Origin of the sequence: Thermus sp. 2.9, assembly GCF_000794385.1 — a bacterium.
In the GTDB taxonomy this organism is placed as follows: Bacteria; Deinococcota; Deinococci; order Deinococcales; family Thermaceae; genus Thermus; species Thermus thalpophilus.
The window spans coordinates 76,444-98,847 of record NZ_JTJB01000035.1 but is presented as its reverse complement, the minus strand read 5'-3'; the positions used below and the strand labels follow the sequence as shown (position 1 = coordinate 98,847).

Annotated in this window: 16 protein-coding genes and 1 pseudogene; 8 read left to right on the top strand and 9 right to left on the bottom strand. The window is 68.2% G+C overall.

Annotated elements, in window-relative coordinates; genetic code table 11:
• The first annotated feature begins 7 nt into the window (after window positions 1–7).
• The 4 genes and pseudogenes from radA to sucD all read left to right on the top strand — a co-directional run bounded on the left by radA (window position 8) and on the right by sucD (window position 4,318).
• A complete protein-coding gene (gene radA, locus QT17_RS09190) occupies window positions 8–1,276 on the top strand; it encodes a DNA repair protein RadA (RefSeq protein WP_039459303.1) in 1,269 nt (422 codons plus the stop codon).
• Complete coding sequence (locus QT17_RS09185) at window positions 1,273–2,274, top strand: PIN/TRAM domain-containing protein (RefSeq protein WP_039459299.1); 1,002 nt, start codon at window positions 1,273–1,275, stop codon at window positions 2,272–2,274. Before radA ends, QT17_RS09185 begins: the two co-directional genes overlap by 4 nt.
• A gap of 43 nt (window positions 2,275–2,317) precedes the next feature.
• Window positions 2,318–3,454, top strand: a complete 1,137-nt coding sequence (sucC, locus tag QT17_RS09180) for an ADP-forming succinate--CoA ligase subunit beta (protein ID WP_039459298.1) — start codon at window positions 2,318–2,320, stop codon at window positions 3,452–3,454.
• Window positions 3,451–4,318, top strand: a pseudogene (sucD, locus tag QT17_RS09175) (succinate--CoA ligase subunit alpha). The gene sucC and the pseudogene sucD overlap by 4 nt, the downstream one beginning before the upstream one ends.
• A 40-nt stretch (window positions 4,319–4,358) precedes the next feature.
• On the opposite strand, the gene malQ reads toward sucD, so the two are convergent.
• The 5 genes from malQ to QT17_RS09150 all read right to left on the bottom strand — a co-directional run bounded on the left by malQ (window position 4,359) and on the right by QT17_RS09150 (window position 10,099).
• Window positions 4,359–5,861 carry a 4-alpha-glucanotransferase gene (gene malQ, locus QT17_RS09170; protein WP_039459293.1) on the bottom strand — a complete coding sequence of 501 codons (1,503 nt, stop codon included), beginning with the start codon at window positions 5,859–5,861 and terminating at the stop codon, window positions 4,359–4,361.
• 84 nt (window positions 5,862–5,945) lie between these two features.
• Window positions 5,946–6,818 carry a 3-hydroxybutyryl-CoA dehydrogenase gene (locus QT17_RS09165; RefSeq protein WP_039459290.1) on the bottom strand — a complete coding sequence of 291 codons (873 nt, stop codon included), beginning with the start codon at window positions 6,816–6,818 and terminating at the stop codon, window positions 5,946–5,948.
• A gap of 15 nt (window positions 6,819–6,833) precedes the next feature.
• A complete protein-coding gene (locus tag QT17_RS09160) occupies window positions 6,834–7,685 on the bottom strand; it encodes a DMT family transporter (RefSeq protein ID WP_039459287.1) in 852 nt (283 codons plus the stop codon).
• The gene (locus QT17_RS09155; protein WP_039459284.1) at window positions 7,675–8,895 is read right to left on the bottom strand and encodes a pitrilysin family protein; all 1,221 of its coding nucleotides are present in this window, start codon (window positions 8,893–8,895) and stop codon (window positions 7,675–7,677) included. Before QT17_RS09155 ends, QT17_RS09160 begins: the two co-directional genes overlap by 11 nt.
• Window positions 8,885–10,099 (bottom strand): pitrilysin family protein, encoded by a 1,215-nt coding sequence (locus QT17_RS09150; protein WP_039459281.1) that lies wholly within the window; start codon window positions 10,097–10,099, stop codon window positions 8,885–8,887. Before QT17_RS09150 ends, QT17_RS09155 begins: the two co-directional genes overlap by 11 nt.
• Before the next feature lie 15 nt (window positions 10,100–10,114).
• Here QT17_RS09150 and recG point away from each other — a divergent pair, with 15 nt between their 5' ends.
• Both recG and QT17_RS09140 read left to right on the top strand, forming a co-directional pair.
• On the top strand, window positions 10,115–12,424 hold the full coding sequence (recG, locus tag QT17_RS09145; RefSeq protein ID WP_039459279.1) for an ATP-dependent DNA helicase RecG: 2,310 nt from the start codon (window positions 10,115–10,117) through the stop codon (window positions 12,422–12,424).
• A complete protein-coding gene (locus QT17_RS09140) occupies window positions 12,424–13,200 on the top strand; it encodes a hypothetical protein (protein WP_039459276.1) in 777 nt (258 codons plus the stop codon). Before recG ends, QT17_RS09140 begins: the two co-directional genes overlap by 1 nt.
• On the opposite strand, the gene QT17_RS09135 is transcribed toward QT17_RS09140, so the two are convergent.
• From QT17_RS09135 to QT17_RS09120, 4 genes are all read right to left on the bottom strand, one after another.
• Window positions 13,154–14,140 (bottom strand): pectin acetylesterase-family hydrolase, encoded by a 987-nt coding sequence (locus QT17_RS09135; protein ID WP_039459273.1) that lies wholly within the window; start codon window positions 14,138–14,140, stop codon window positions 13,154–13,156. The two genes, QT17_RS09140 and QT17_RS09135, sit on opposite strands and share 47 nt — an antisense overlap.
• A gap of 200 nt (window positions 14,141–14,340) precedes the next feature.
• The gene (locus tag QT17_RS09130; protein ID WP_304412963.1) at window positions 14,341–17,208 is read right to left on the bottom strand and encodes an SMC family ATPase; all 2,868 of its coding nucleotides are present in this window, start codon (window positions 17,206–17,208) and stop codon (window positions 14,341–14,343) included.
• Window positions 17,192–18,316, bottom strand: coding sequence for an exonuclease SbcCD subunit D (locus QT17_RS09125; RefSeq protein WP_039459267.1), 1,125 nt, complete (start codon window positions 18,314–18,316; stop codon window positions 17,192–17,194). The genes QT17_RS09130 and QT17_RS09125 overlap by 17 nt, the downstream gene beginning before the upstream one ends.
• Before the next feature lie 15 nt (window positions 18,317–18,331).
• Window positions 18,332–19,339, bottom strand: a complete 1,008-nt coding sequence (locus tag QT17_RS09120; RefSeq protein WP_039459264.1) for a YibE/F family protein — start codon at window positions 19,337–19,339, stop codon at window positions 18,332–18,334.
• Between the two features lie 58 nt (window positions 19,340–19,397).
• On the opposite strand from QT17_RS09120, the gene QT17_RS09115 reads away from it, so the two are divergent.
• Both QT17_RS09115 and QT17_RS09110 read left to right on the top strand, forming a co-directional pair.
• Window positions 19,398–19,766, top strand: a complete 369-nt coding sequence (locus tag QT17_RS09115; protein ID WP_039459261.1) for a zinc uptake transcriptional regulator — start codon at window positions 19,398–19,400, stop codon at window positions 19,764–19,766.
• An 8-nt stretch (window positions 19,767–19,774) separates the two neighbouring features.
• Complete coding sequence (locus QT17_RS09110) at window positions 19,775–22,390, top strand: DNA translocase FtsK (RefSeq protein WP_039459260.1); 2,616 nt, start codon at window positions 19,775–19,777, stop codon at window positions 22,388–22,390.
• Window positions 22,391–22,404 lie beyond the last annotated feature (14 nt).

The window sequence follows — 22,404 nt, the reverse complement described above, 5'->3', positions numbered from 1 at the left end:
TTTGACCATGGCCAAGACCGCATACGTCTGCGTGGAGTGCGGCTACCGCACCCCCAAGCCCCTGGGGCGGTGCCCGGGGTGCGGGGCCTGGGAAAGCTTCCGGGAGGTGGCCCCCACCCCCCCAAGGCGGGAGGCGCCCAAGGAGGCCTCCCTCCTCCCCCTTTCCCGCGTGGAGGAAGGGGAGGAAGGGCGCTTCTCCTCGGGGCTTGCGGAGGTGGACCGGGTGTTGGGCGGGGGGTTTGTCCCCGGGGAGGTGGTCTTGCTGGGGGGGGAGCCCGGGGTGGGCAAGAGCACCCTCCTCCTGGAGATGGCCAAGCGCATGGGGCGGGAGGTGTACTACGTGGCGGGGGAAGAGTCGCCGGGCCAGATCAAGCTCCGGGCCCGGCGGCTTGGCCTAGGGGAGCTTCTCCTCCTCCGGGAAACGCGCTTGGAGCCCCTTTTGGCCCTCTTGGAACGCCAGCCCCCCGAGGCGCTTTTCGTGGATTCGGTTCAGACCATTGAGGCGGGGGGAAGCCCGGGGAGCCTGGTGGCGGTGCGGGAGGCCACGGGGGCCTTCGTGCGCTTCGCCAAGGCCACGGGCACGGCGGTGGTCTTGGTGGGGCACGTGACCAAGGAGGGGGTGGTGGCGGGGCCCAAGAGCGTGGAGCACGCGGTGGACGCCACGCTTTACCTGGAAACCGCCGGGGTCTACCGGGTCCTGAGGAGCGCCAAGAACCGCTTCGGTCCCGTGGGGGAGCTCGGGGTTTTCCGCATGGAGGAAACGGGGCTTTTGCAGGTGAAAAACCCCTCCGAGGCCTTCCTCCTGGAAAGGCCCCTGGGGGTGCCGGGGAGCGCCATCGCCCTCGCCTTGGCCGGGGAGCGGGCCTTGGCCCTCGAGGTCCAGGCCCTGGCGGCCAAAACCCCCTTCCCCGCCCCCCGCCGGGTAGTGCAGGGCCTGGAGGGCAGGCGGGTGGACATGGTCCTGGCGGTGCTGGAAAGGCGGCTTGGGCTACCTTTAGGCAACCTGGACGTCTACGTGAACCTGGCGGGGGGGCTTCGGGTGCAGGACCCGGGGCTGGACTTGGCCGTGGCCCTGGCGGTGTATTCTGCGGTGGTGGGCAAGCCCCTTCCCCCGGACCTGGCGGTGGTGGGGGAAGTGGGGCTGTTGGGCGAGGTGCGGAGCGTCATGGGCCTGGAACGGCGGCTTAGGGAAGGGGAGCGGGCGGGGTTTTCCCGCTTCCTCCACCCCGGGAACACCCGTGGCCTGAAGGAGGCGGTGGAGAGGTACCTGGAATGAGCGGCCGGGTCCTTTTGTACTTCCTTTTCGCCTTCTTGGGGTACCAGCTGGCGGTGGGGTTGGAGGGCTTAGGCCTTCTTCCCCGCTCCGCCGGCCTCATATCCCTAAACCGGCTCTATCTGGTCTTGGTAGGCTTCCTTTCGGGCGTCCTCCTCGCCCCCAGATTGGAAGCATGGTGGGAAAGGCGCTTTCAGCACCTAAAACGCCTTCCCCCTGAGGTGCCCGTGGCCCTCACCTTGGGGGCCACCTTAGGCCTCCTCCTCACCGTGCTCCTCACCACCCTCCTTTCCCAGGTGCCGGGCTTTTCCCCTTACCATAGCCTCCTCCTCGCCCTCTTTTTGGTGGGGCTTTTTTCCTATTTGGCCCTGGGCTACCGGGACTACCTGCGCCTGCCCCGGCCGGAACGGGCCAAAGGGGGCAAGGTCTTGGACACCAGCGTCCTGGTGGACGGCCGCATCGCCGAGGTGGCGGCCACGGGGTTTTTGGAAGGGCCCCTCTACGTGCCCCACTTCGTGCTCAAAGAGCTCCAGCACTTCGCCGACAGCCAAGACCCCCTCAAGCGGGCCAAGGGCAGGCGGGGCCTCGAGGCCCTGGAAAGGCTCAAGGAACACGTTGCCCTCGAGGTCCTGGAGGACACCCCCAAAGGGGAAAGCGTGGACGAGAAGCTCCTCTTCCTGGCCCGGGACCTGGGGGCCGCCTTGGTGAGCAACGACCTCGCCCTCCTCCAGATGGCCCGCATCTACGGGGTGAAGGCCCTTTCCGTGCAGGCCCTGGCCCAGGCCCTGAGGCCCCAGCTCCAGGTGGGGGACACCCTTAAGCTCCTCATCCTCAAGGAGGGGAAGGAGCCCCACCAGGGGGTGGGCTACCTAGAGGACGGGTCCATGGTGGTGGTGGATGGGGGGATCCGCTACCGGGGGCAGGAGATTGAGGTGGTGGTGACCCAGGCCATCCAGACCCAGGTGGGGCGCCTCTTCTTCGCCCGCCCCGCCGAGGGCTAGGGGTATAATGCCCCTCGGCCTTGGCCGGCCGAGGAGGTGGAGCTTGAACCTGCACGAGTATCAAGCCAAGGAGATCCTGGCCCGCTTTGGGGTGCCGGTGCCCCCCGGCAAGGTGGCCTACACCCCGGACGAGGCGAAGCGCATCGCCGAGGAGTTCGGCAAGCGGGTGGTCATCAAGGCCCAGGTCCACGTGGGCGGGAGAGGGAAGGCGGGTGGGGTGAAGCTCGCCGACACCCCCCAGGAGGCCTACGAGAAGGCCCAGGCCATCCTGGGCATGAACATTAAGGGCCTCACGGTGAAAAAGGTCCTGGTGGCCGAGGCGGTGGACATCGCCAAGGAGTACTACGCGGGCCTCATCCTGGACCGGGCCAAGAAGCGGGTGGTCCTCATGCTCTCCAAGGAGGGGGGCGTGGACATTGAGGAGGTGGCCGCGGAGCGCCCCGAGGCCATCCACAAGTTCTGGATTGACCCCCACAAGGGGTTCCGCCCCTTTGAGGCCCGGGAGATGGTGAAGCGGGCGGGGCTGGAGGGCAACCTCAACAAGCTCGCCCAGGTCCTGGTGGCCCTCTACCGGGCCTACGAGGGGGTGGACGCCTCCATCGCCGAGATCAACCCCCTGGTGGTGACCACGGACGGCGGGATCGTCGCCGCCGACGCCAAGATCGTCCTGGACGACAACGCCCTCTTCCGCCACCCCGACCTGGCCGAGCTCAGGGAGGTGGAGGCCGAACACCCCTTGGAGGTGGAGGCCAGCAACTACGGCTTCGCCTACGTGAAGCTTGATGGCAACATCGGCATCATCGGCAACGGGGCGGGCCTCGTGATGTACACCCTGGATCTGGTGAACCGGGTAGGGGGCAAGCCCGCCAACTTCCTGGACATCGGCGGCGGGGCCAAGGCGGACGTGGTCTACAACGCCCTCAAGGTGGTCCTCAAGGACCCCGACGTCAAGGGGGTCTTCATCAACATCTTCGGCGGCATCACCCGGGCGGACGAGGTGGCCAAGGGGGTGATCCGCGCCCTGGAGGAGGGCCTCCTCACCAAGCCCGTGGTGATGCGGGTGGCGGGCACCGCCGAGGAGGAGGCCAAGAAGCTTTTGGAGGGGAAGCCCATCTACATGTACCCCACGTCCATTGAGGCGGCCAAGGCCATCGTGGCCATGGTGGGAGGTGCGGCGTGATCCTGGTGAACCGCGAAACCCGGGTCCTGGTCCAGGGGATCACCGGCCGGGAGGGGCAGTTCCACACCAAGCAGATGTTGGACTACGGCACCAAGATCGTGGCCGGGGTCACCCCAGGCAAGGGAGGCACGGAGGTCTTCGGCCTACCCGTCTACGACACGGTGAAGGAGGCGGTGGCGAACCACCCCATTGACGCCTCCATCATCTTCGTGCCCGCCCCCATGGCGGCGGACGCCGCCTTGGAAGCGGCCCACGCCGGCATCCCCCTCATCGTCCTCATCACCGAGGGCATCCCCACCCTGGACATGGTGAAGGCAGTGGCGGAGATAAAGGCCCTGGGCAGCCGCCTCATCGGGGGGAACTGCCCCGGGATCATCAGCGCCGAGGAGACCAAGATCGGCATCATGCCGGGCCCACGTGTTCAAGCGGGGCAAGGTGGGGCTCATCAGCCGCTCCGGCACCCTCACCTACGAGGCGGCGGCCGCCTTGTCCCAGGCGGGGATCGGCACCACCACCACCGTGGGCATCGGCGGCGACCCCGTCATCGGCACCACCTTTAAGGACCTCCTCCCCCTCTTCAACGAGGACCCCGAGACCGAGGCCGTGGTCCTCATCGGGGAGATCGGGGGCTCGGACGAGGAAGAGGCGGCGGCCTGGGTGAAGGAGAACATGAAAAAGCCCGTGGTGGGCTTCATCGGCGGCCGCTCCGCCCCCAAGGGCAAGCGCATGGGCCACGCCGGGGCCATCATCATGGGCAACGTGGGCACCCCGGAGTCCAAGCTCAAGGCCTTCGCCGAGGCGGGCATCCCCGTGGCGGACACCATTGACGAGATCGTGGACCTGGTGAAACAGGCCCTGGGCTAAAGGCCAAAAGGCCCTGGGGCCCCCATCTGGGGGCCCCTTTTCACACCCGTCCCGTGGCCTCCGCCAGGGCCAAAAGCCTCTTTGCGTGCGCCTCCTCAAGCTCCCCAAGCCGGAGCCGCCAGGCCCAGTTTCCCTGGGGCCTTCCCGGGTAGTTCATCCGCGCCTCGGACCCCAAGGCCAAAACGTCCTGCACCGGGTAAATGGCAAGCCTGGCCACCGACTCCATCCCCAGGCGCATGAGGGCCCAGGGCACCTCGGTTTCCTCGCCAAAGGCAATCCCCCACTCCGTCAGGTAGCGGGCCAAAAAGTCCCGCTCGTGGGGCGTGGCGGTGCGGTACCAGCCCAAGGTGGTGTCGTTGTCGTGGGTGCCGGTGTAGACCACCACCCGCCCGTGCTCGGGGTAGTTGTGGGGGAGGAAGGGGTTTTCCATCCCGTCGTCAAAGGCGAACTGCAAGACCTTCATCCCGGGAAGCCCAAACCGGTCCCTCAAGGCCTCCACCTCGGGGGTGATCACCCCCAGGTCCTCCGCCAAGATGGGCACCCGGCCGAAGACCTCCTGGATGCGGGCGAAGAGCCTTTCCCCCGGGGCCTTGACCCAGCGCCCCTCCACCGCCGTGGGGCAGGAGGCGGGGATCTCCCAGTAGGCCTCAAAGCCCCGGAAGTGGTCAATCCGCACCAAGTGGAATAGCTCCAAGGCCTTCCGCAGGCGGGCGATCCAGAAGGAAAAGCCTTCCCTTTCCAAGACGTCCCAGCGGTAAAGGGGGTTACCCCAGCGCTGCCCCGTTTCCGAGAAGTAATCCGGGGGCACCCCGGCCACCACGGTGGGCCTCCCTTCCTCGTCCAGGTGGAACCACTCGGGGTGGGCCCAGACCTCGGCGGAGTCCTCGGCCACGAAGATGGGCATGTCCCCAATGAAGGAGATGCCCATGGCCTCGGCCTCCGCCTTCAGGGCGTGCCACTGGCGGAAGAAGAGCCACTGGGTAAAGGCGTGGAACGCCACCTCCCCCGCCAAGGCCCCCTCCGCCTCCCTCAGGGCCTTTGCCTCCCGCTTCCGCAGGGGAAGGGGCCAGGCGTTCCAGGGAAGCCCGCCGTGGTGGGCCTTGAGGGCCATGAAGAGGGCGTAGTCCCGAAGCCACCAGGCCTCCTCCTCTTGGAAGCGGGCGAAGGCCTCCCGCTCCTCAGAAGTAGCCTTCTCCTTGAACCCCTGAAAGGCGGCCCTGAGGGCGGGCCACTTCCAGGCGTAAAGGAGGCCGTAGTCCACCCGCCCCTCGGGGAAGCCGGGGTCCTCGAGGCGCAGGTAGCCCCGCTCCGCGAGGGGCCTCAGGTCTATGAGGTAGGGGTTTCCGGCGAAGGCGCTGAAGGACTGGTACGGGGAGTCCCCGTAGCCCGTGGGGCCTAAGGGCAAGACCTGCCAGTACCGTCCCCCCGCCTCCCGCAGGAAATGGAGGAAGTCCCGGGCCTCCTGGCCCAGGACGCCGACGCCGTAGGGGCCGGGGAGGCTCGTGGGGTGAAGCAGGAGGCCGTATGCGCGAGGAAGCTCCATGACCCCAGTATACCCTCCGGGGTGGAAGGGCTTCCAGGGAGAAACGCCCCCAGCCCCTGGCCAGGCCCGCAGAGCGGGGTCTTTTCAGCCCACCTTGTTCCCCTTCTCGTCGTAGGTGTAGAACCCCCGCCCCGTCTTGCGGCCCAGAAGCCCGGCCTGCACCATGCGCCTTAGGAGCGGAGAGGGGCGGTACTTGTCGTCCCCAAACCCCCGGTGGAGGACCTCCATGATGGCCAAGCAGGTGTCTAGGCCGATGAAGTCCGCTAGCTCCAGAGGCCCCATGGGGTGGTTCATCCCCAGGCGCATGATGCCGTCAATGGCCTCCTTGGTGGCCACACCCTCCCGCAGGGCCTCAATGGCCTCGTTAATCATGGGCATGAGGAGCCGGTTGGAAACGAAGCCGGGATAGTCCTGGACCTCGAGGGGGGTCTTCCCCATCCGCTTGGCCACCGCCACCACCACCTCCCGGGTGGTCTCCAGGGTGAGCTCACCCCGGATCACCTCCACCAGCTGCATGAGGGGCACGGGGTTGAAGAAGTGCATGCCGATGAAGCGCTCGGGCCGCCCGGAGTAGCGGGCCAAGGCGGTGATGGGGATGGAGCTGGTGTTGCTGGCCAGGATGGCCTCGGGCTTGGCCAAGGTGGAGAGCCGCTCAAAGAGCCGCCGCTTCTCCCCTTCGTCCTCCACGATGGCCTCCACGATGAGGTCAGCGTCCTTCAGCGCTTCCAGGGAGAGGCTGGTGCGGATGCGCCTTAAGGCCTCGTCGTGGGCCTCCTGACTGAGCCGCCCCCTTTCCAAAAACTTCCCCAAGGAGCGGCGGATGGCGGCGAGGCCCCGCTCCAAAAAGCTTTCCGCCACGTCCACTAGCACCACCTCGTACCCCGCCTGGGCCGCCACCTGGGCGATGCCGCTTCCCATCTGGCCCGCCCCCACCACGCCGATGGTCTTCACTTCCATAGCTCACCTCGGGGGCTATTTTACGTTCACCAGGAGAACCCCCGCCAAGGCGAGCCCCCCGCCCAGGATGGAGAGGGGGGAAGGCACCTCCCCAAGCCAGAGGTAGGCGATGAGGAGGGCGAGCAGGGGGGAGAGGTAGAGGAAGGAGGAGAGCCTCGAGGCCGGGGTTCGGGAAAGGGCGTAGGTCCAGGTGAGGTAGGCCAAGGCCCCGGGGAACACCCCCAGGTACAAGGCGGCCCAAAGGGCGGGCCGAGGAGCCTCCCGCAGGGCCTCGCCCAGCCCGGGGAGGAAGACCAAAAGGGGAAGCGTACCCAAAACCAAGGTGTAGACCGTCATCTCCTCGCTCCGGTAGCGGGCGAACAGGGGCTTTTGCAAGACGAAGTAAACGGAGGTGGAAAGGGCCGCCAAGAGGATCAGGAAGGCTCCCGGGCTCAAGGCCACGCCCCCACCCTCCCCCCAGGCGATGAGGGCGGAGCCCAAAAGGGCGAGGCCGAAGCCCACGACCCCCCTCGGCCTAAGCCGCTCCCCCAGGAGGAGGTGGGAAAGCAGGGCGGTGAAGACCGGCCCGGTGGCGATGAGGAGGCTCGCCGCCCCGGCGCTAACCGTGAGTTCCCCGTGGACCAAGGCGGTGTGGTACACGGTGATGCCCAAAAGGCCCAAAACAAAAAGGCGGGGTAAGTCCTCCCGCCGGGGCGGGCGGAGGCCAAGGAGGCGGGCGTAAAGGAGAAGAAGGGTCCCCGCCACCAAAAAGCGCAGGAGGACCAAATGCCCTGGGGACAAGCCCTTTAGCCCGGCCCGGATGCCGGCGAAGGCGCTCGCCCAAAAGAGGATGGTGATGAGGGCCGCCCCTAAGGCTTTAGGCTCCATGGGGCACGACCAGGTAGTAGAACCCTTCGTCCAAAAGCCCCCGCTCCAAAAGGGCGTTCACCTCCCGAGCGGAAACCCGGCCGATCCGGTCCTTGAGCTCCGCCAAGGAGAGGTAGCGGCCCGTGTAGAGGTACTCCATCCCCAGGTGGAAAAGCCGGCCCATGGGGGTCTCCCCGGCGAAGACCAAGGCGGTGGCCAAGGGGGTCTTGGTCCTCTCCACCTCCTCCGCCCGCACCCCCTCCCGCCGCAGCCGGGCAAGCTCCTCCTGGAGGACGGAAAGCACCGCCTCCTTGTTCCCGGGGTCCGCCTGCACGTAGGCGTGGAAGAAGCCCGCCCGGTCCACCTCCTCGTGGCCGAAGGAGGCCACCTCCGCCAGACCCCGGTCCACCAGGGCGAAGTGGAGCCTTCCCGAGCCCTCCTCCCCCAGGAGGTGGGCCAGGACCTGGGCGGCGAAGCGCGCTTCCTCCTGGTAGGCCACCCCGGGGAAGAGCCCCACCAGGTAAAGGGCCCGAGCCTTCCCGTAGGGCTTTTCCTCTAGGCCCACGGCCGGGGAAAGGGGGGGATAGCGCCGCCCCGCTTCCCCTTCCCGCCAGGAGGCGGTGAGGGCCTCCGCCTCGGCAAGGAGCCGCGCAAAGTCCACCCGGCCCGTGGCGGCCAGGACCATGTTCTTGGGCAGGTAGCGCCGGGTGTGGTAGGCCGCCATCTGCTCCCGGGTGAGGGCGGTGATGCTCTCCTTGGTGCCCAACACGCTATTCCCCAAGGGGTGGTCCCGGAAGAAGCGGGCCCGGGCCCAGTCGTAGGCCATGAACCCAGGGCGGTCCTCGTAGCGGGCGATCTCCTCCAGGATGACCTTTTTCTCCGTGTCAAAGTCCTCTTGGCGCAAGGCGGGACGCAGGAGCTTGGTGAAAAGGGCCAGAAGGTCAAAGGCGAACTCCGGCAACACCGCCCCGTAGTAGACCGTGGCCTCCTCGGAGGTGAAGGCGTTGTACTGCGCCCCCATCCGGTCAAAGGCCAGGTTTACGGAAAGGGCGTCCATCCCCTCGGGCCCCTTGAAGACCATGTGCTCCAGGAAGTGGCTTACCCCGCTTTCCTCCTTGGCCTCGTCCCGGGCCCCTGTCTTCACGAAGTAGCCCAGGGCCACGCTCCTGGCCTCGGGCAAGACCTCGGCGATGACCTTAAGGCCGTTTTTTAGCTCTGCCTCACGAAACATGGCTTACCTCTCCCAAAAGCCCGACCCAGGGGTTCCGGTAGGGGTGCTCCCGCAGGAAGCGGTTCACCGCCTCGAGGCCCGTCCCCTCAATGGCCCCTTCTATCTCCGCCAAGGAGCGGACCCGTGCCAGGTAGAAGAGGTCCCGGGCCATGGAAGCGGCCCGGCTCCTTATGGACTCGTCCGCCATCACCAGGGCAGTCTTCAAACCCACCTTGGCCCGGGCGAGCTCCTCCTCCGCCACCCCTTCCTGCAGGCGTTCCATCTCCCGTAGCATCACCGCCAAGGTCTCCCCCGCCCTTTCCTTGGTGGTGCCGGCGTAGGCCATGAGGAGGCCCTGGCCCTTGACCCCGGCGGGGAAGGCGGAAACGGCGTATACCAGGCCCCGCTTCTCCCGCACCTCGGTGAAGAGGCGGCTCGCCATGCCCCCGGAGAGGACCTCCAGAGCGAGCCGGGCGGCGTAAAACCTGGGGTCTTCCGGCCCCACGTCGGGGTAGGCCAGGCCGATCTGCACCTGGGCCGTGGGCCTTTCCAGGGTAAAGCGGTGGGGTTTGGAAAGCGTTGGCGCCGGGTAAGAGGCCTCCTCTCCCTCCCAGGCCAAAAGGGGCTCGAGGGCCCCAAGGAGGCGCTCCCAGGAAACCCCCCCCGCCACCGCCAGGATGGCCCCCTTGGGGGTGTAGCGCCTCCTGAAGTCTTTCCGCACCGCCTTCGGGCTTGCCCGCTTCAAGCTTTCCTCTTCCCCCAAGGGGTCGCGCCCGTGGGGGGAGAGGAAGACGCGGCGGCGAAGCTCGGAAAAAAGCTTCCGAGCCGGCTGGTCCTCTTGGGAAAGAAGGGCCTGAAGCGCCACGCTCCGCACCGCCTCAAACCCCTCCTCGGGCAAGCGGGGCCGGGTGAGGAGGAGGGCGTAAAGGCGGAAGACCTCCTCCAGCACCTCGGGCAAAAAGGCGGCGGAAAAGGCGGTGTACTCCAACCCCGCCCCGCTACTCCGCCGCACCCCCAAAGCGTCCAAGGCCTCGGCCAAGGCCCGGGCGTCCAGCTCCCCCGCCCCCTTCCAAAGCCAGCCCTCCAGGAGGGTGCTGGCCCCCAAAAGCCCCTCGGGTTCGTTCACCGCCCCGGCGGGGACCAAAAGTTGGAAGGCCACCCCCGGGTAATCCCGTTCCTCCAGGGCCAGGAGGAGGCCATTCGGTAGTCGCTCCACGCGGCTCACAGGCCTAAGGGTATCATGGGGAGCGTGAGGGAAGGGGAGCTTCGGGAGAGGCTTCTAAGGCCCCTTCTGCGGGAGCTCAAAGACGGGGCGTTGGACCGGGTGGTGGTGGGGGGTCTGGAAGGCCTGGTGCAAAACCTGGCCCGGCCCTTCCCCGAGGTCCAGCGGCTCTTCCAGGGCTACGGGGCCAAAACCCCGAAGGAGCGGAAAGAGGTCCTGGAGGCCGCCATCCGCCTCCTCCAAAGTGGCCTTCCCCAGGCAAAACCCCAAACCCCTCCCCCTTCCCGCCTGGGCCTCGAGGACCCCGCCCACCGCCTCGCTCCCCCGCAAAGCCGCAAGAAGCTCTCCGAGCTCGGCCTCCACACGGTGCGGGACGTGCTCCAGTACTACCCCCGCCGCTACGAGGACCGGCGCGCCCTGCCCGGGGTGCGCTTCCTGGAGGACGGGAAGAAGGCCACCTTGCAGGTCAAGGTCCTCAGCAAGGAACTCATCAAAACCCCCAAGAAGGGCATGCAGGTGGTGCAGGTGAAGGCCCAGGACGCCTGGGGCTTTCGGCTCACCCTGGTCTGGTTCAACCAGCCTTGGGTCCTTTCCCAGGTGGAGGAGGGCGCCACCCTCATCGTCACCGGCCGGGTGCAGCGGCGGGGGGGCGTGCAGCTTTTCGTGGAGCACTTTGAGGACGAGGGCACGGAGTCCCTTTCCACCGGGCGCATCGTCCCCATCTACCCCGCCAAGGAAGGGATAAGCCAGGCCTTCCTCCGGCGCACGGCGCAGCGGGCCCTGGAACTGGCCCTGCCCCTGCCCGACCCCTTGGGCCCCTACCGGGAGGCGGAGGGGCTAGAGGACTACAACAGGGCCCTCAAGAACATCCACTTCCCCGAGGACGAGGAGGCGCTCAAGCGAGCCCTTTTGCGGCTCAAGTTTGACGAGTACCTCCTCCTGGAGCTCAAGGCCCTCCTGGACGCCGGGGGGATGGTGCTGGGCCGGAGCTTCCGGGTGGAGGCGGCCTGGGTGGAAACCTTCAAAAAGGCCCTTCCCTTCCCCCTCACCCGGGCCCAGGAAAGGGTCATGGGGGAGATCGCAAAGGACATGCAAAGCCCGAGGCAGATGGCCCGCCTCCTCCAGGGCGACGTGGGCTCGGGGAAGACGGTGGTGGCGGCCTTCGCCCTCTACCTGGCGGCGCAAAACGGGGCGCAGGGGGCCCTCATGGCCCCCACGGAGATCCTGGCGCGGCAGCACTTCCAAAACCTCACCCGTTACCTCTTCCCCCTGGGGGTGCGGGTGGAGCTCCTCCTGGGCTCCATGACCCAGAAGGAGAAGGAGGCGGCAATCGGGCGCCTAAGCCGAGGGGAGGCCCAGGTGGCGGTGGGCACCCACGCCCTCATCCAAGAGGGGGTGGCCTTTAGGGACCTGGGCCTCGCCGTGGTGGACGAGGAGCACCGCTTCGGGGTGCTTCAGCGGCGGGCCCTCCTGAAGATGGCCCAGCACCCCCCCGACGTCCTGGTGATGTCCGCCACCCCCATCCCCCGCTCCTTGGCCCTCACCCTCTACGGGGACCTGGAGGTGAGCCTCCTGGACGAGATGCCCCCCGGGCGCACGCCCGTGAAGACCAAGGTCCTGCCCCACCGCCTGCGCCTCCAGGCCTACGCCTTCGCCCGGGAGGAGGTGAAGAAGGGCCACCAGGTCTTCGTGGTGGCGCCGGCCATTGAGGAGAACGAGGAACTGGACCTTAAGGCGGCGAAAAGCCTGTACGAAGAGCTCAAGGCCCTCCTCCCCGAGGTGCGCATGGCCCTCCTCCACGGCAAGATGCCCGCCCGGGAAAAGGAGGAGGTCATGGAAGCTTTCCGCCAAGGGGCCTTTGACCTCCTGGTGTCCACCACGGTGATAGAGGTGGGGGTGGACATCCCCAAGGCCACCCTCATCATCGTGGAAAACGCCGAGCGCTTCGGCCTCGCCCAGCTCCACCAACTCCGGGGCCGGGTGGGGCGGGGGGGCCTCGAGGGCTACGCCATCTTCCTGGCGGGGGAGGCGAGCCAGAGGACCCTCAAGCGCCTCAAGGTCCTGGAGGAGTCCACGGACGGCTTTTACATCGCCGAGGTGGACCTGAAGCTAAGGGGGCCCGGGGAGCTTAGGGGCACGCGGCAGTCCGGCTACCCCGAGCTCAAGCTTGGCGACCTGGCGGAGGACACAGCGATCATTGAGCGGGCCCGGGCCTTGGCCAAGCGGATCCTCGAGGCCGACCCCGACCTCTCCCGCCCCGAGCACCAGGCCCTAAAGGCGGAACTCAAGGCCCAAGCGGAGCGCATCGGCTTTAGGGAAGTGATCTGATGCGGGCCCTCCCCCACCCCCACCTCCCCGCCTTCTTCTCGGAAGGAGGAGCCTTGCGGGCCCGGGCCCTGCAGGAATACCTCCTGGCCCTTCGGGAGGTCTACGCCCGCTACGCCCCCCTCCCCCCCGTGGCCCTTTACGTCCTCTCGGAAAAGGAGTGGCGGGCTTCGCTTCCCTACCCCTACGGCCTTCCCTTCCAGCACGCCGGGCTCGAGGGCCTGGCCCTTTACGCCCCCCTCACCTATCCGGAAAGGCTCGTGCACCGCCTGCGGGAGGCCCTTCTGCCCCTGGGCCCCCCTCCCGGGGAGATCCCCGCCTTCCTGGACCTCAACCTGGGGCACGAGTACGCCCACGCCGTCCAGGTGGCCTGGCGGCTCCGCACCGGGGCCAGGTGGCTGGACGAGTTCTTCGCCAACTACCTCTTCCTGCTGGCCCTCAAGGAGGCGAGGCCCCACCTGGCGGACCTCCTCCTCGCCTGGAGCCGCCACCTGGCCCGCCTCACACCCCCAAGGAAAAGCCTTTCCGCCTACGAAAGGCGGCGAGGAGGGCTGGAGGGGGCGCTTTGGTTCCAGGCCCAGTTCACCCTGAAGGCGGAAGGGCTCCTCCGGGAGAACGGCGACCGCCTCTTAAGGGCCTTTTTGGCGGAGGCCCCCCTGGACCGCAGGAAGGGCCACCGCCTGCTTTTGGCGCTATATCCCGGGCTAAAGGACTGGTTCGCCGGCTTTGGCCTTAAGGGCGCACCCGAGGGGGCACCTTCCCCTCCGCCAGGCCCCTGAGCCAGTCCAAGAAGCTCACCTCCCCCACCTTCGCCGTGTAGAGCTCGGGGCGGGGCAGGATGCAGTGCTGGCCCCCTAGGGCCAGGTAGAAGGTGTAGTTTTCCGCCTGGGCGGGGCGGAGCACCGCCTCCAAAGCTTTTTGCGCCCATTCCCGTGCGGTGGCCTCGGAAGGGGTGGCCTCCCCCTTCATGAGGCCGTAGAAGAAGATCTGGGTGCCGTCCAGGACCGTGGTGTACTGGGCCAAGACCGCCTTGGGGTAGGCTTTGGCCAAGGCCAGGTAGATCTGCCACACCTCGGGGTTCGCGGAGAGGCCGGGCAGGTCGGGCAGGCGCGGGTTCCAGCGGGCGAAGCCGGGGAAGCCCTCCGTGCGCACCCCCACCCCGGCGTCCCCGCAGACGGCCACCTGGGCGTTCTTGTAGGTGGAAAACACCTTGTCCGCCCAGAAGACCGCCCCGTAAGCCCCGGCGCTACATCCGGTGACGAAGACCCGCTCCGGGTTGGTGTGGTTCTTGAAGACGTACTCCAGCACCGCCTGGACGTTCCGCGCCCCCTGGTGGTGGACCCTAAAGCCCCCGTAGTCCACCGTGGCCCGGCCCACGTGGAGGTCCCCGGTGCAGTAGGGGATGAAGACGTGGGTCCAGCCGTAGAAGGGGTTGGCCACGCTGATGCGGTTGTAGATGCCTTGGGCGAGGGCGAGCTCCTGCGTGTCCACCCGCTTGCGGTAGGTGCGGCTTTCCGGGCCACAGGTGGCGGCGTCCCAGCAGGCCCCACCCCCCTGGAAGTCCAGGACCACCTTCCTGGGGTCCCCTGGGCTCACGTAAAAGCGGTAGGGAGACCCGTCGGCGCAAACCCCACCCGGCACCTCCACCGCCTGCCAAAGGGCAAGCCCCTGGGCCAAGGCCAAACCCAAAAGCCAAAGGAGGGCGATAAGCCGCTTCATTTTCACCTCCACCCCCAGTCTAAAAGAGGGCTTAGACCGGGTCAAGAAAAGGTGGCCCGAGGACCACCCCTAGGAGAACCTTGTCCTTACGCTCCCGGTTATCCGGAGCATTTTTGTTAGCCCCCTGACCGGAAGGCACAGCGCCCCCCTCGAGGCCCTGCGCCGGCATTCACCCCAGGGCCAGCCCGGAACTCTCCTCCCTAGGCCCACTCCACCCGGCTCCCGGAAGGGTGCTTGCGCACCCGAAGCCTGGCGGGAAGACGCTCCGCCAGGGCCTCCACGTGGGTCACGATGCCCACGAGCCTCCCCCGGGTGGGGAGGCTTTCCAGGACGGCCGCCACCCCCTCGAGGGCCTCCGGGTCCAGGGTGCCGAACCCCTCGTCCAAAAAGAGGGCCCCCAGGCGGCCCCGGGAGAGCTCCTCGGAAAGGGCCAGGGCCAAGGAGAGGCTCGCCAGGAAGCTCTCCCCCCCGGAAAGGGTCTTCACCGGGCGGCGGGCTTCGGTCCAGAGGTCATAGACCTCGTACTCGTCCCCCTTGCCCAAGAGGCGGTACCGCCCCCCGGAGAGGGTGGCAAGAAGGGCATCCGCCCGCTCCACCAGGCTCCTTTGCCTTAGGCCCAGGAGGTAGGCGGGGAAGTTGTTTTCCTGAAGGTCGCGGGCCAGCTTGTCCCATAGGTCCACCTCCCGCACCACCTCCGCCAGGCAACCCTCCAACTCCCGGCGGCGCTCAAGCCTTTCCCGCCGGGCCTTCACCCGGTCCCGCAGGACGGCCACCTCCCCCTGGAGCTCCCCAAGCCGCCCCCGCGCCTGGTCCAAGGCTTCCTTTGCCGCCTCGAGGCGGGTGCGGGCCTCCTCCAAGGGAATGTCGGGCAAGGGAGGCAAGGCCTTCAGAAGGGCCTCCACCTCAGCGAACTCCTCCTCGTGGGCCTTGAGGCGGTTCCGCAGGGCCTCCGCCTCCTGGGGAGGGAGGTAGAGGGTTCTCGCCTCCTCCTCGGGCATGAGGCCTTGGACCAGGGCTTCCGCCTCGGCCAGGGCCTTTGCCTGCTCCTCCCTTTTGGCTCGCAGGGCGGCGAGGTCCCGGCGCAACCCCTCCTCGGCCTCGGCGAGAACCCTATCCTGGGCCTCCCTTTCCTCCAGGTCCCGCACCGCCTGGCCGAGGGCCTCCAGGTAACCCCCCACCCCCTTGCCCCCGGTAACCTCCAGAAGGTACCGGTAGAGCCCAGCCCCTAGGGCGGCCTTCTCCTCCCTCAAGGCCGCCAAGGCGGCCCGGGCCTCGGCGAGGAGGACCTCCGGCTCCCCCTCCCGGTGCGGGCGGAGGCGGGCCTCCTCCGCCCGAAGCCCCTCCACCTCCTTCTCTTTGGCCTTCACCTCACCCCTCAGCTCCTGGTAGCGGTCCCGGAGGGCCTCCAAGGCCCTCTGTGCCTCGGCGTGGGCCTTCTTTAGGGCCTCGAGGTCCCCGGGCCTGGGCCCCACCCCGAGCCCCTCCAGGGCCTCCTCCTTGGCCGAGACCGCCTGACGGAGGCGCCCAAGCTCCGCCAGAACCTCCCTTAGCGCCCTTTCCAGGACCCGCCGCCGCGGGACCAGGTCCACCCCCTCCGGCCTTGGGGGCAGGGTGTGGACGAGCCCCCCGCAAAGGGGGCAGGGCTTGCCGGGCTCCAGGAGGTCGTGGTAGGCCAATAGCCCCTGCCGCCTCTCCTCCAGCTCCAAAGCGGCGAGCTCCCCCTCCAGCCGCGCCTTTTCCCCCTGCAAGCGGTCCAAGGCCTCCTTTAGGGAGGAAAGCTCCTCCTTTAGCGCGTGGGCCTCCGCCCCCTTCAGGGCCTCGGCCAGGGCCTCCACCTCCTCCCGCTTCGCCTTGCCCTCCGCCTCCACCTCCTTTAGCGCTTCCCTAAGCTGGGCCAAGGCCGCCTCCCCCGCTAAGCGCCGCTTCCTGGCCTCGGCCCAAGCCTCCAGGGCCCGCACCTCCCCTTCCAGACGGGGTTCCTCGTCCAGAAGGGCCTCCAGGGCCTCGGGGTCCAGACGGGGGCTTGGGTGCTCCTTCACCCCCACCCGGCGCCAGAGGACCTCCAAGCGCTCTAGCTTCCGGGCCTCCCAGAGGGCCTTCCTCGCCTCCCGCAGGGCCTCGGGATGGAAGGCCAACGCCTTCCGCTTCCCTTCCAGCTCCGAAAGCCTCCCCTCAAGCTCCCCAAGCCCCGCCTCCGTGGCCCGCAGGGCGGCCTCCTTCTCCCGGTAGGCCTCCCAAAGGCGCAGGGCCCGAGCGGCCTCCTCCGCCCGGACCAGGCGCTTCCGCAGATCCTCCATGGCGGAGGCCTCTCCCAAAAGGCGCTCCCTCCTCGTCTCCAAGTGGTGGCGCCTTTCCAGGTGTTGGAAGAGGGTCTCCGCCTCCTTGGCCTCCCTTTCCAGGCGCTCCACCGCCTCCCCAAGCCTTTCCGCCTCCGCCTCCCTATGGGCAAGCGTCCCCTCCAAGGCCTCCAGCGCCTCGAGGGTGGCGTCCTCGAGGGTCTTTAGCTCCCCCTCCAGCCGCCCCTTCTCCTCCAGCAGGGAGGCCCGCCTGGAAGCCGCCTTCTCCCGGGCCTTCTCCAGCCTCGCAAGCTCAAATAGGTCCAGGAGGATGCGCCTTCGCTCCTTGGCCTCCCCCTTCAGGAAGCGGTCAAACTCCCCTTGGGGCAGGAGGAGGGCCCGGGTGAAGGCCTCGTAGGAGAGGCCCAATAGCCCTTCCACCCTCCGGTTCACCTCCTCCAGGCCCTCCAAGGGGACGAGGCGCTCCCCGCCCCCATCCAGGGCAAAGAGGCGGGCCTCGCTCCGCCTGCCCCGCACCCGCTCCACCCGGTAGACCCGCTCCCCCACCTGGAAGGTGAGGCGCACCCGGGCCTCCCCCAAGGCGGGGTGGACCAGGTCCGCCACGTTGCGGCCCACCCGGGGCACGCGGCCGTAAAGGGCGAAGGCCATGGCGTCTAAAAGGGTGCTCTTGCCGCTCCCCGTGGGCCCGGTGATGGCGAAGAGCTCCACATCGGAAAAGTCCACCTCCTGCCGCTCCCGGTAGGGGCCAAACCCCTCAAGTTCCAAGCGCAAGGGCCTCAAGCTCCACCTCCGTGAGCACCTGCTTTAGACCTTGCAGAAGCCCTTCCTCCTTGCGCCCCTTTTCCTCCAGGTAGCGGGCGTAGGCCTCGAGGAGGCCAAGCTCCGCCCCCCCTTCCCCCTGGATCTCCTCGGGCGAGACCCCCGCCCCCTCCACGGCGAGGAGGTTGGGCAGGGCCTGGAAGAGCCTCTCCCGCACCACAGCGGAAAGCCTCCCCTCCACCACGAGCCTCAGGTAGCCGGGAAAGCCCCTTAGCTCCTCCAGCCTCCCATCCAGGTCCTTCGGGGAAAGGCGGTAAGTCCTTAGGGGCTTGCCCCAACGCTCCCGGATGGGGTGGACCTTGGGAGGCCCCGAGGGGGGAAGCTCCACCAAAAGCGCCCCCCGCTCCGCCTCCTCCCCCTCGCCGAAGTCCAACTGGATTAGGCTTCCCGAGTACCAGGCCAAAGGGGCCTCGGAAACCGCCTGTTGGCGGTGGATGTGGCCCAAGGCCACGTACCGGGCGGAAAGGGGCAAAAAGGCCGTGGGCACGGCGTAGGCCTCGGAAAGGTGGAAGGCGAACTCCCCTCCCCCAGGCCGCGCCCCCACCACGGCGAAGTGGCCCAGCATCAGGGGGCTCGCCAGGTTGTCCAGGATGCGCCGCATGCTTTCGGCGTAGGTCTGGTGGCGCCCCTCCGCCTCCTGCCAGAGCTTTTTCATGAGCACCCTCTCGGACACGAAGGGCAGGAGGGCCGCCCCGACCCCCAGGACCTGCACCACCCCCCCTTCCTCGCGGAAAAGGGGCCGGCCCCGCACCGTGGCCCCGGCCAGGGCGAGGAGGGGGGAAAGGGCCTCGAGGCGCTCCTTGGGGTCGTGGTTGCCGGCGATCACCAGGGCGGGGACCCCAAGCTCCCTCAGCCTCAGGAAAAACTCCACCGCCAAGGCCTCCGCCTCCGCGGAAACCTGGGGCCGGTCAAAGAGGTCCCCCGCCACCAGGACGAGGTCCACCCGGTCCTTCCTGACGATTTCCAAAAGGTCCTTCAGGGCCTGTGCGATCTCCGGGGTGCGGTCCACGCCTCTTAATACCTTTCCCAAGTGCCAGTCCGCCGTGTGAAGAAGGCGCACGGCACCCATTATGCCTTAGTGGGCGTGGCCGTGGTCGGGAGGCCTACCCCGCCCGCCCCGAAAGGCCAAGGCCGCCACCAAGGTGGTGAGGGGAACCGCCAGGAGAAGCCCCAAGGAGCCGAGCACCATGCTGGCGATCTCCGCCGCGAAGGGCTCGGTGTTTAGGAGAAAGCGCAAGGGGGTGGGGTCCCTGGTGAGGAGGAGGAAAAGGGGCAAGGACCCGGCGGCATAGGCCAGGACCAGGGTGTTCACCAGGCTCCCAATGTGGTCGTAACCCACCTCCATCCCCCGGCGGTAAAGCTCCCCCACGCCCCAGCGGGGGTTGGCGTGGCTCAGGGCCTGGACCACCGCCGCCTGGGTCACGGTGACGTCGTTCAGGGCCCCCAAGGCCCCCACCACCACCCCCGCCAGGTAGAGGGAAACCAGGTCCACCCCGCCCCACTGCCGGAGGAGAAGGGCCTCCTCCGAGGCCAGGCCGGTGAAGCCCATGGCCCGGGTGAAGAGGAGGGCGAGCCCCAGGACGAAGGCCACGGAAAGGAGCGTGCCCAAAAGGGCGGCGGTGGTCTTGCGGTTCACCCCGTGCACCAGGTACAGGGTGAGGAAGAGGACGCCCACGCTCCCCGTAAAGGCGTAAAGGAGGGGATTTCCCCCCGCGGCCACCCGCGGCACCACGAAGTAGACCACCACCAGGAGGCTCAAGAAGGTGCCCAAAAGCCCCCTAACCCCCTTCCCCCGCCCGAGGAGAAGGGCAAAGAGGGCGAAAAGGCCAAGGAGAAAGGCGAGGTGGGGAAGCCTGTCGGGCTCCGTGACGTAAAGCCGCTCCCCTTCCCGGTAGAGGACCACCCGCTCCCCCTCCCGGAAACCCCCCCCGTCCGCGGGCAGGAGGGCTTCCACCCGCTTCCCCTCCACCAGGACCTCCGCCACGCCCCTTCCCGGGTCCAGGGCCAGGATGCGCCCCAGGAGATACCCTCCTTCCGCCCAAGCGGGGAGGAGCAAAAGCACGAGCATAGGCCAAACCCGCATGCCCCCACTTTAGCCCCCGAAGATGAAAGGCGGTTTTCACCTGGGGTATCCTGGGGGCATGGAGCGGGCCACCAAGCAAAGGCGGGCCATCCGGGAGGCGTTTCTGGAGGCCAAACGGCCCCTTTCCCCCCAAGAAGTCTTGGCCCTGGCCCGGAGGAAGGTGCCCTCCTTGGGCCTCGCCACCGTCTACCGCAACCTGAAGGCCTTGGTGGAGGAGGGCTTCCTCACCCCCGTGGCCTTGCCCGGGGAGCCCCCCCGGTACGAGCCCGCGGGCCTGGAGCACCACCACCACTTTTTCTGCCGTCGCTGCGGCCGGGTTTTTGAGCTTTTGGGGTGCGAGCTCGCCCTTACCCACCTACCGCCGGGCTTCCAGGCCGAGGGCCACGAGGTCACGGTCTATGGCCGTTGCCCGGAGTGCGCCATATAATCGTTGCGATGGCCAAGCGGAAGCCCGCGAAGCCCGCCCAAGGTCCCGAGCGCGAGGGCCAGGCCGCCCTCTTGGGAGGGCTGGCTTTTTTCCTGCTTTCCCCCTTCTTCCCCTGGAACACAGGGGCGGTGGGGGAAACCTTGAGCGCCTTCTACCGGGCGGCAGGCTTGCCGGGTTATTTGCTTCCCCCAAGCCTCGCCCTGGTGGCCCTGGCCCTTTACCGGCAAAAGCCCCTAAAGCCCCTCCTCCGCCACCTCTTCTTCCTCTACCTCCTCGCCTTTAGCCTCCTCCCCCTGGCGGGGCCCTTGGCGGGGGACGTGGGCCAAGGGGTTCGGGGTTTCCTCGAGGCCCGGGCGGGGGCCTTGGGCCTAATCCTTTCCCCCCTCCTGGCCAGCGCCGTCTTGGACCTTTGGCTTGGGCAAAGGCCTTTTTCCCTCCTCCTAAGGGGGCTCCGCATGGGGGTGGAAGGGGTGCGGCGGGCCCGCCACGCCCTAAAGGCCCTCCTCTTGCGGCAACGGATCCGGGCCCTAGCCCGGCTTTACCCGGAGCACACCGCCCTCCACACCCTGGGCAAAACCCTCACCCCCGAGGAGCTCCCCGGGGTGGAGGGAGCGCTCCGGGCCTTCTTGGAGGAGCGGGTGGCGGAGCTAAGGCGCCAACTGGAGGCGGACCAAAGGCCCCTGGAGCCCAACCTCCTCGCCCTGGAAAACGCCCTCAAAACCCCCCTCCCGGGGGAGGGCCCCTTGCGGGAGGCCCTGGAGGAACGGCGCGCCGCCTTGCACCTCGAGGCCCAGGCCCTTAGGGCGAGGCTCCAGGCCCTAAAGGCCATCCCCCAGCTCCGCCCTTCCCTAAAGGGGCTCCTCCTTGGGCAAAGGCTGCGGGAGGCGCGGCGGGCCCGGTTCGCAGAGCTCGCCGGCTTGGTGGAGGACCTGGAAAGGCGCCAGGAGGAGCTCGCCCGCTTCTTCCCCTTCCTCACCGCTCCCAAGGAGCTCCAGGCGGAGGCCCTCAAGGCCCTCCTCACGGGCAACCCCCCGCCCAGGCCCTCCCAGGCGCAAACCAAGCCCGAGCCGGCCCCCGACCCCGAGCCCTTTGACCTGGACCTGGTCTTCCCCGAGCCCGCCCCACCCCCCAAGGAGCCGCCTAAGCCCCAAGGGGAGGCCCGGGTGGCGGTGGCGCCCAGCACCGCCCTCACCCTGCCCACCCCCGGGCTTTTGGACCCCCCGGAGCCCAAGGGAAGCGTCCGCGCCCTGGAGGAGGAGGCGGAAAGGCTCAAGCGGGCCATCGCCGAAACCCTCAAGCAGTTCGGCGTGCAGGCGGAGGTGGTGGGCCATGCCCGGGGGCCAAGCGTCACCCGCTACGAGCTCCTCCCCGCCCCCGGGGAGAAGATCAGCCGCATCCAAAGCCTGCAGAACGACCTGGCCCGGGCCCTGGCGGTGGGGGCGGTGCGGATTGAGGCCCCCATCCCCGGGAAGAACACCGTGGGGCTAGAGGTGCCCAACCCCAAGCGGGAGCTGGTGCGCTTCTCCGAGGCGGTTCTTTCCCCAAGCTTCCAACACGCCAAGGCCCTCCTGCCCCTGGTCCTGGGCAAGAGCATCGAGGGGGAGATCTGGGTGCGGGACCTGGCCAAGATGCCCCACCTCCTCATCGCCGGCTCCACGGGAAGCGGCAAGAGCGTGGCCATCAATGTCCTCATCGCAAGCCTCCTCTTCAAGCACCTCCCCACCACCTTGCGCCTCCTCCTCATTGACCCCAAGATGGTGGAGCTCACCCCCTACGAGGGCATCCCCCACCTGGTGCGTCCCGTGGTGACGAGCCCCGAGGAGGCCGCCGGGGTCTTGCAGGGGGCGGTGGCCCACATGGAGAGGCGCTACCGCCTCATGAGCCAGGTGGGGGCCAGGAACCTGGAGCAGTACAACGCCAAGATGGAAAAGGAGGGCGGGGAAACCCTGCCCTATCTGGTCATCGTGGTGGACGAGCTCGCCGACCTCATGATGACCGCCCCCAAGGAGGTGGAGGCGGCCATCCTGCGCCTGGCCCAAATGAGCCGGGCCACGGGGATGCACCTCGTCCTCGCCACCCAGCGCCCCAGCGTGGACATCCTCACCTCCCTCATCAAGGTGAACATCCCCGCCCGCCTGGCCTTCGCCGTGGCCAGCGGCTTTGACTCCCGCACCATCCTGGACACGCAAGGGGCGGAGAAGCTCATCGGCCAAGGGGACGCCCTCTTCCACCAGCCCGGCCTCACCAAGCCCGTGCGCCTCCAGGTGCCCTACCTCTCCGAGGAGGAGGTGGCCCGCCTCGCCGGCTTCCTCCGGGGGCAAAGCTTTGAGGACCGCTTCGCCGAGGCCTACGGGGCCGACTTTGAGCCCCCCAAGGCCCCGGAGGGCACCGGGCCGGGAGAGGTGGACTTCTCCGACCCCCTTCTGAGGAAGGCGGCGGAGATCGTGGTGGAGGAGGGCTACGGCTCGGTGAGCCGCCTGCAACGCCGGCTTTCCATCGGCCACGCCCGCGCCGGGAAGCTCATGGACGCCCTCGAGGCCATGGGCATCGTGGGCCCCCCCAAGGGCTCCAAACCCCGGGAGGTCCTGATCACCAAGGAGCAACTCAAGGACTTCTTCGGCTAGGGGTGTGCTATCAT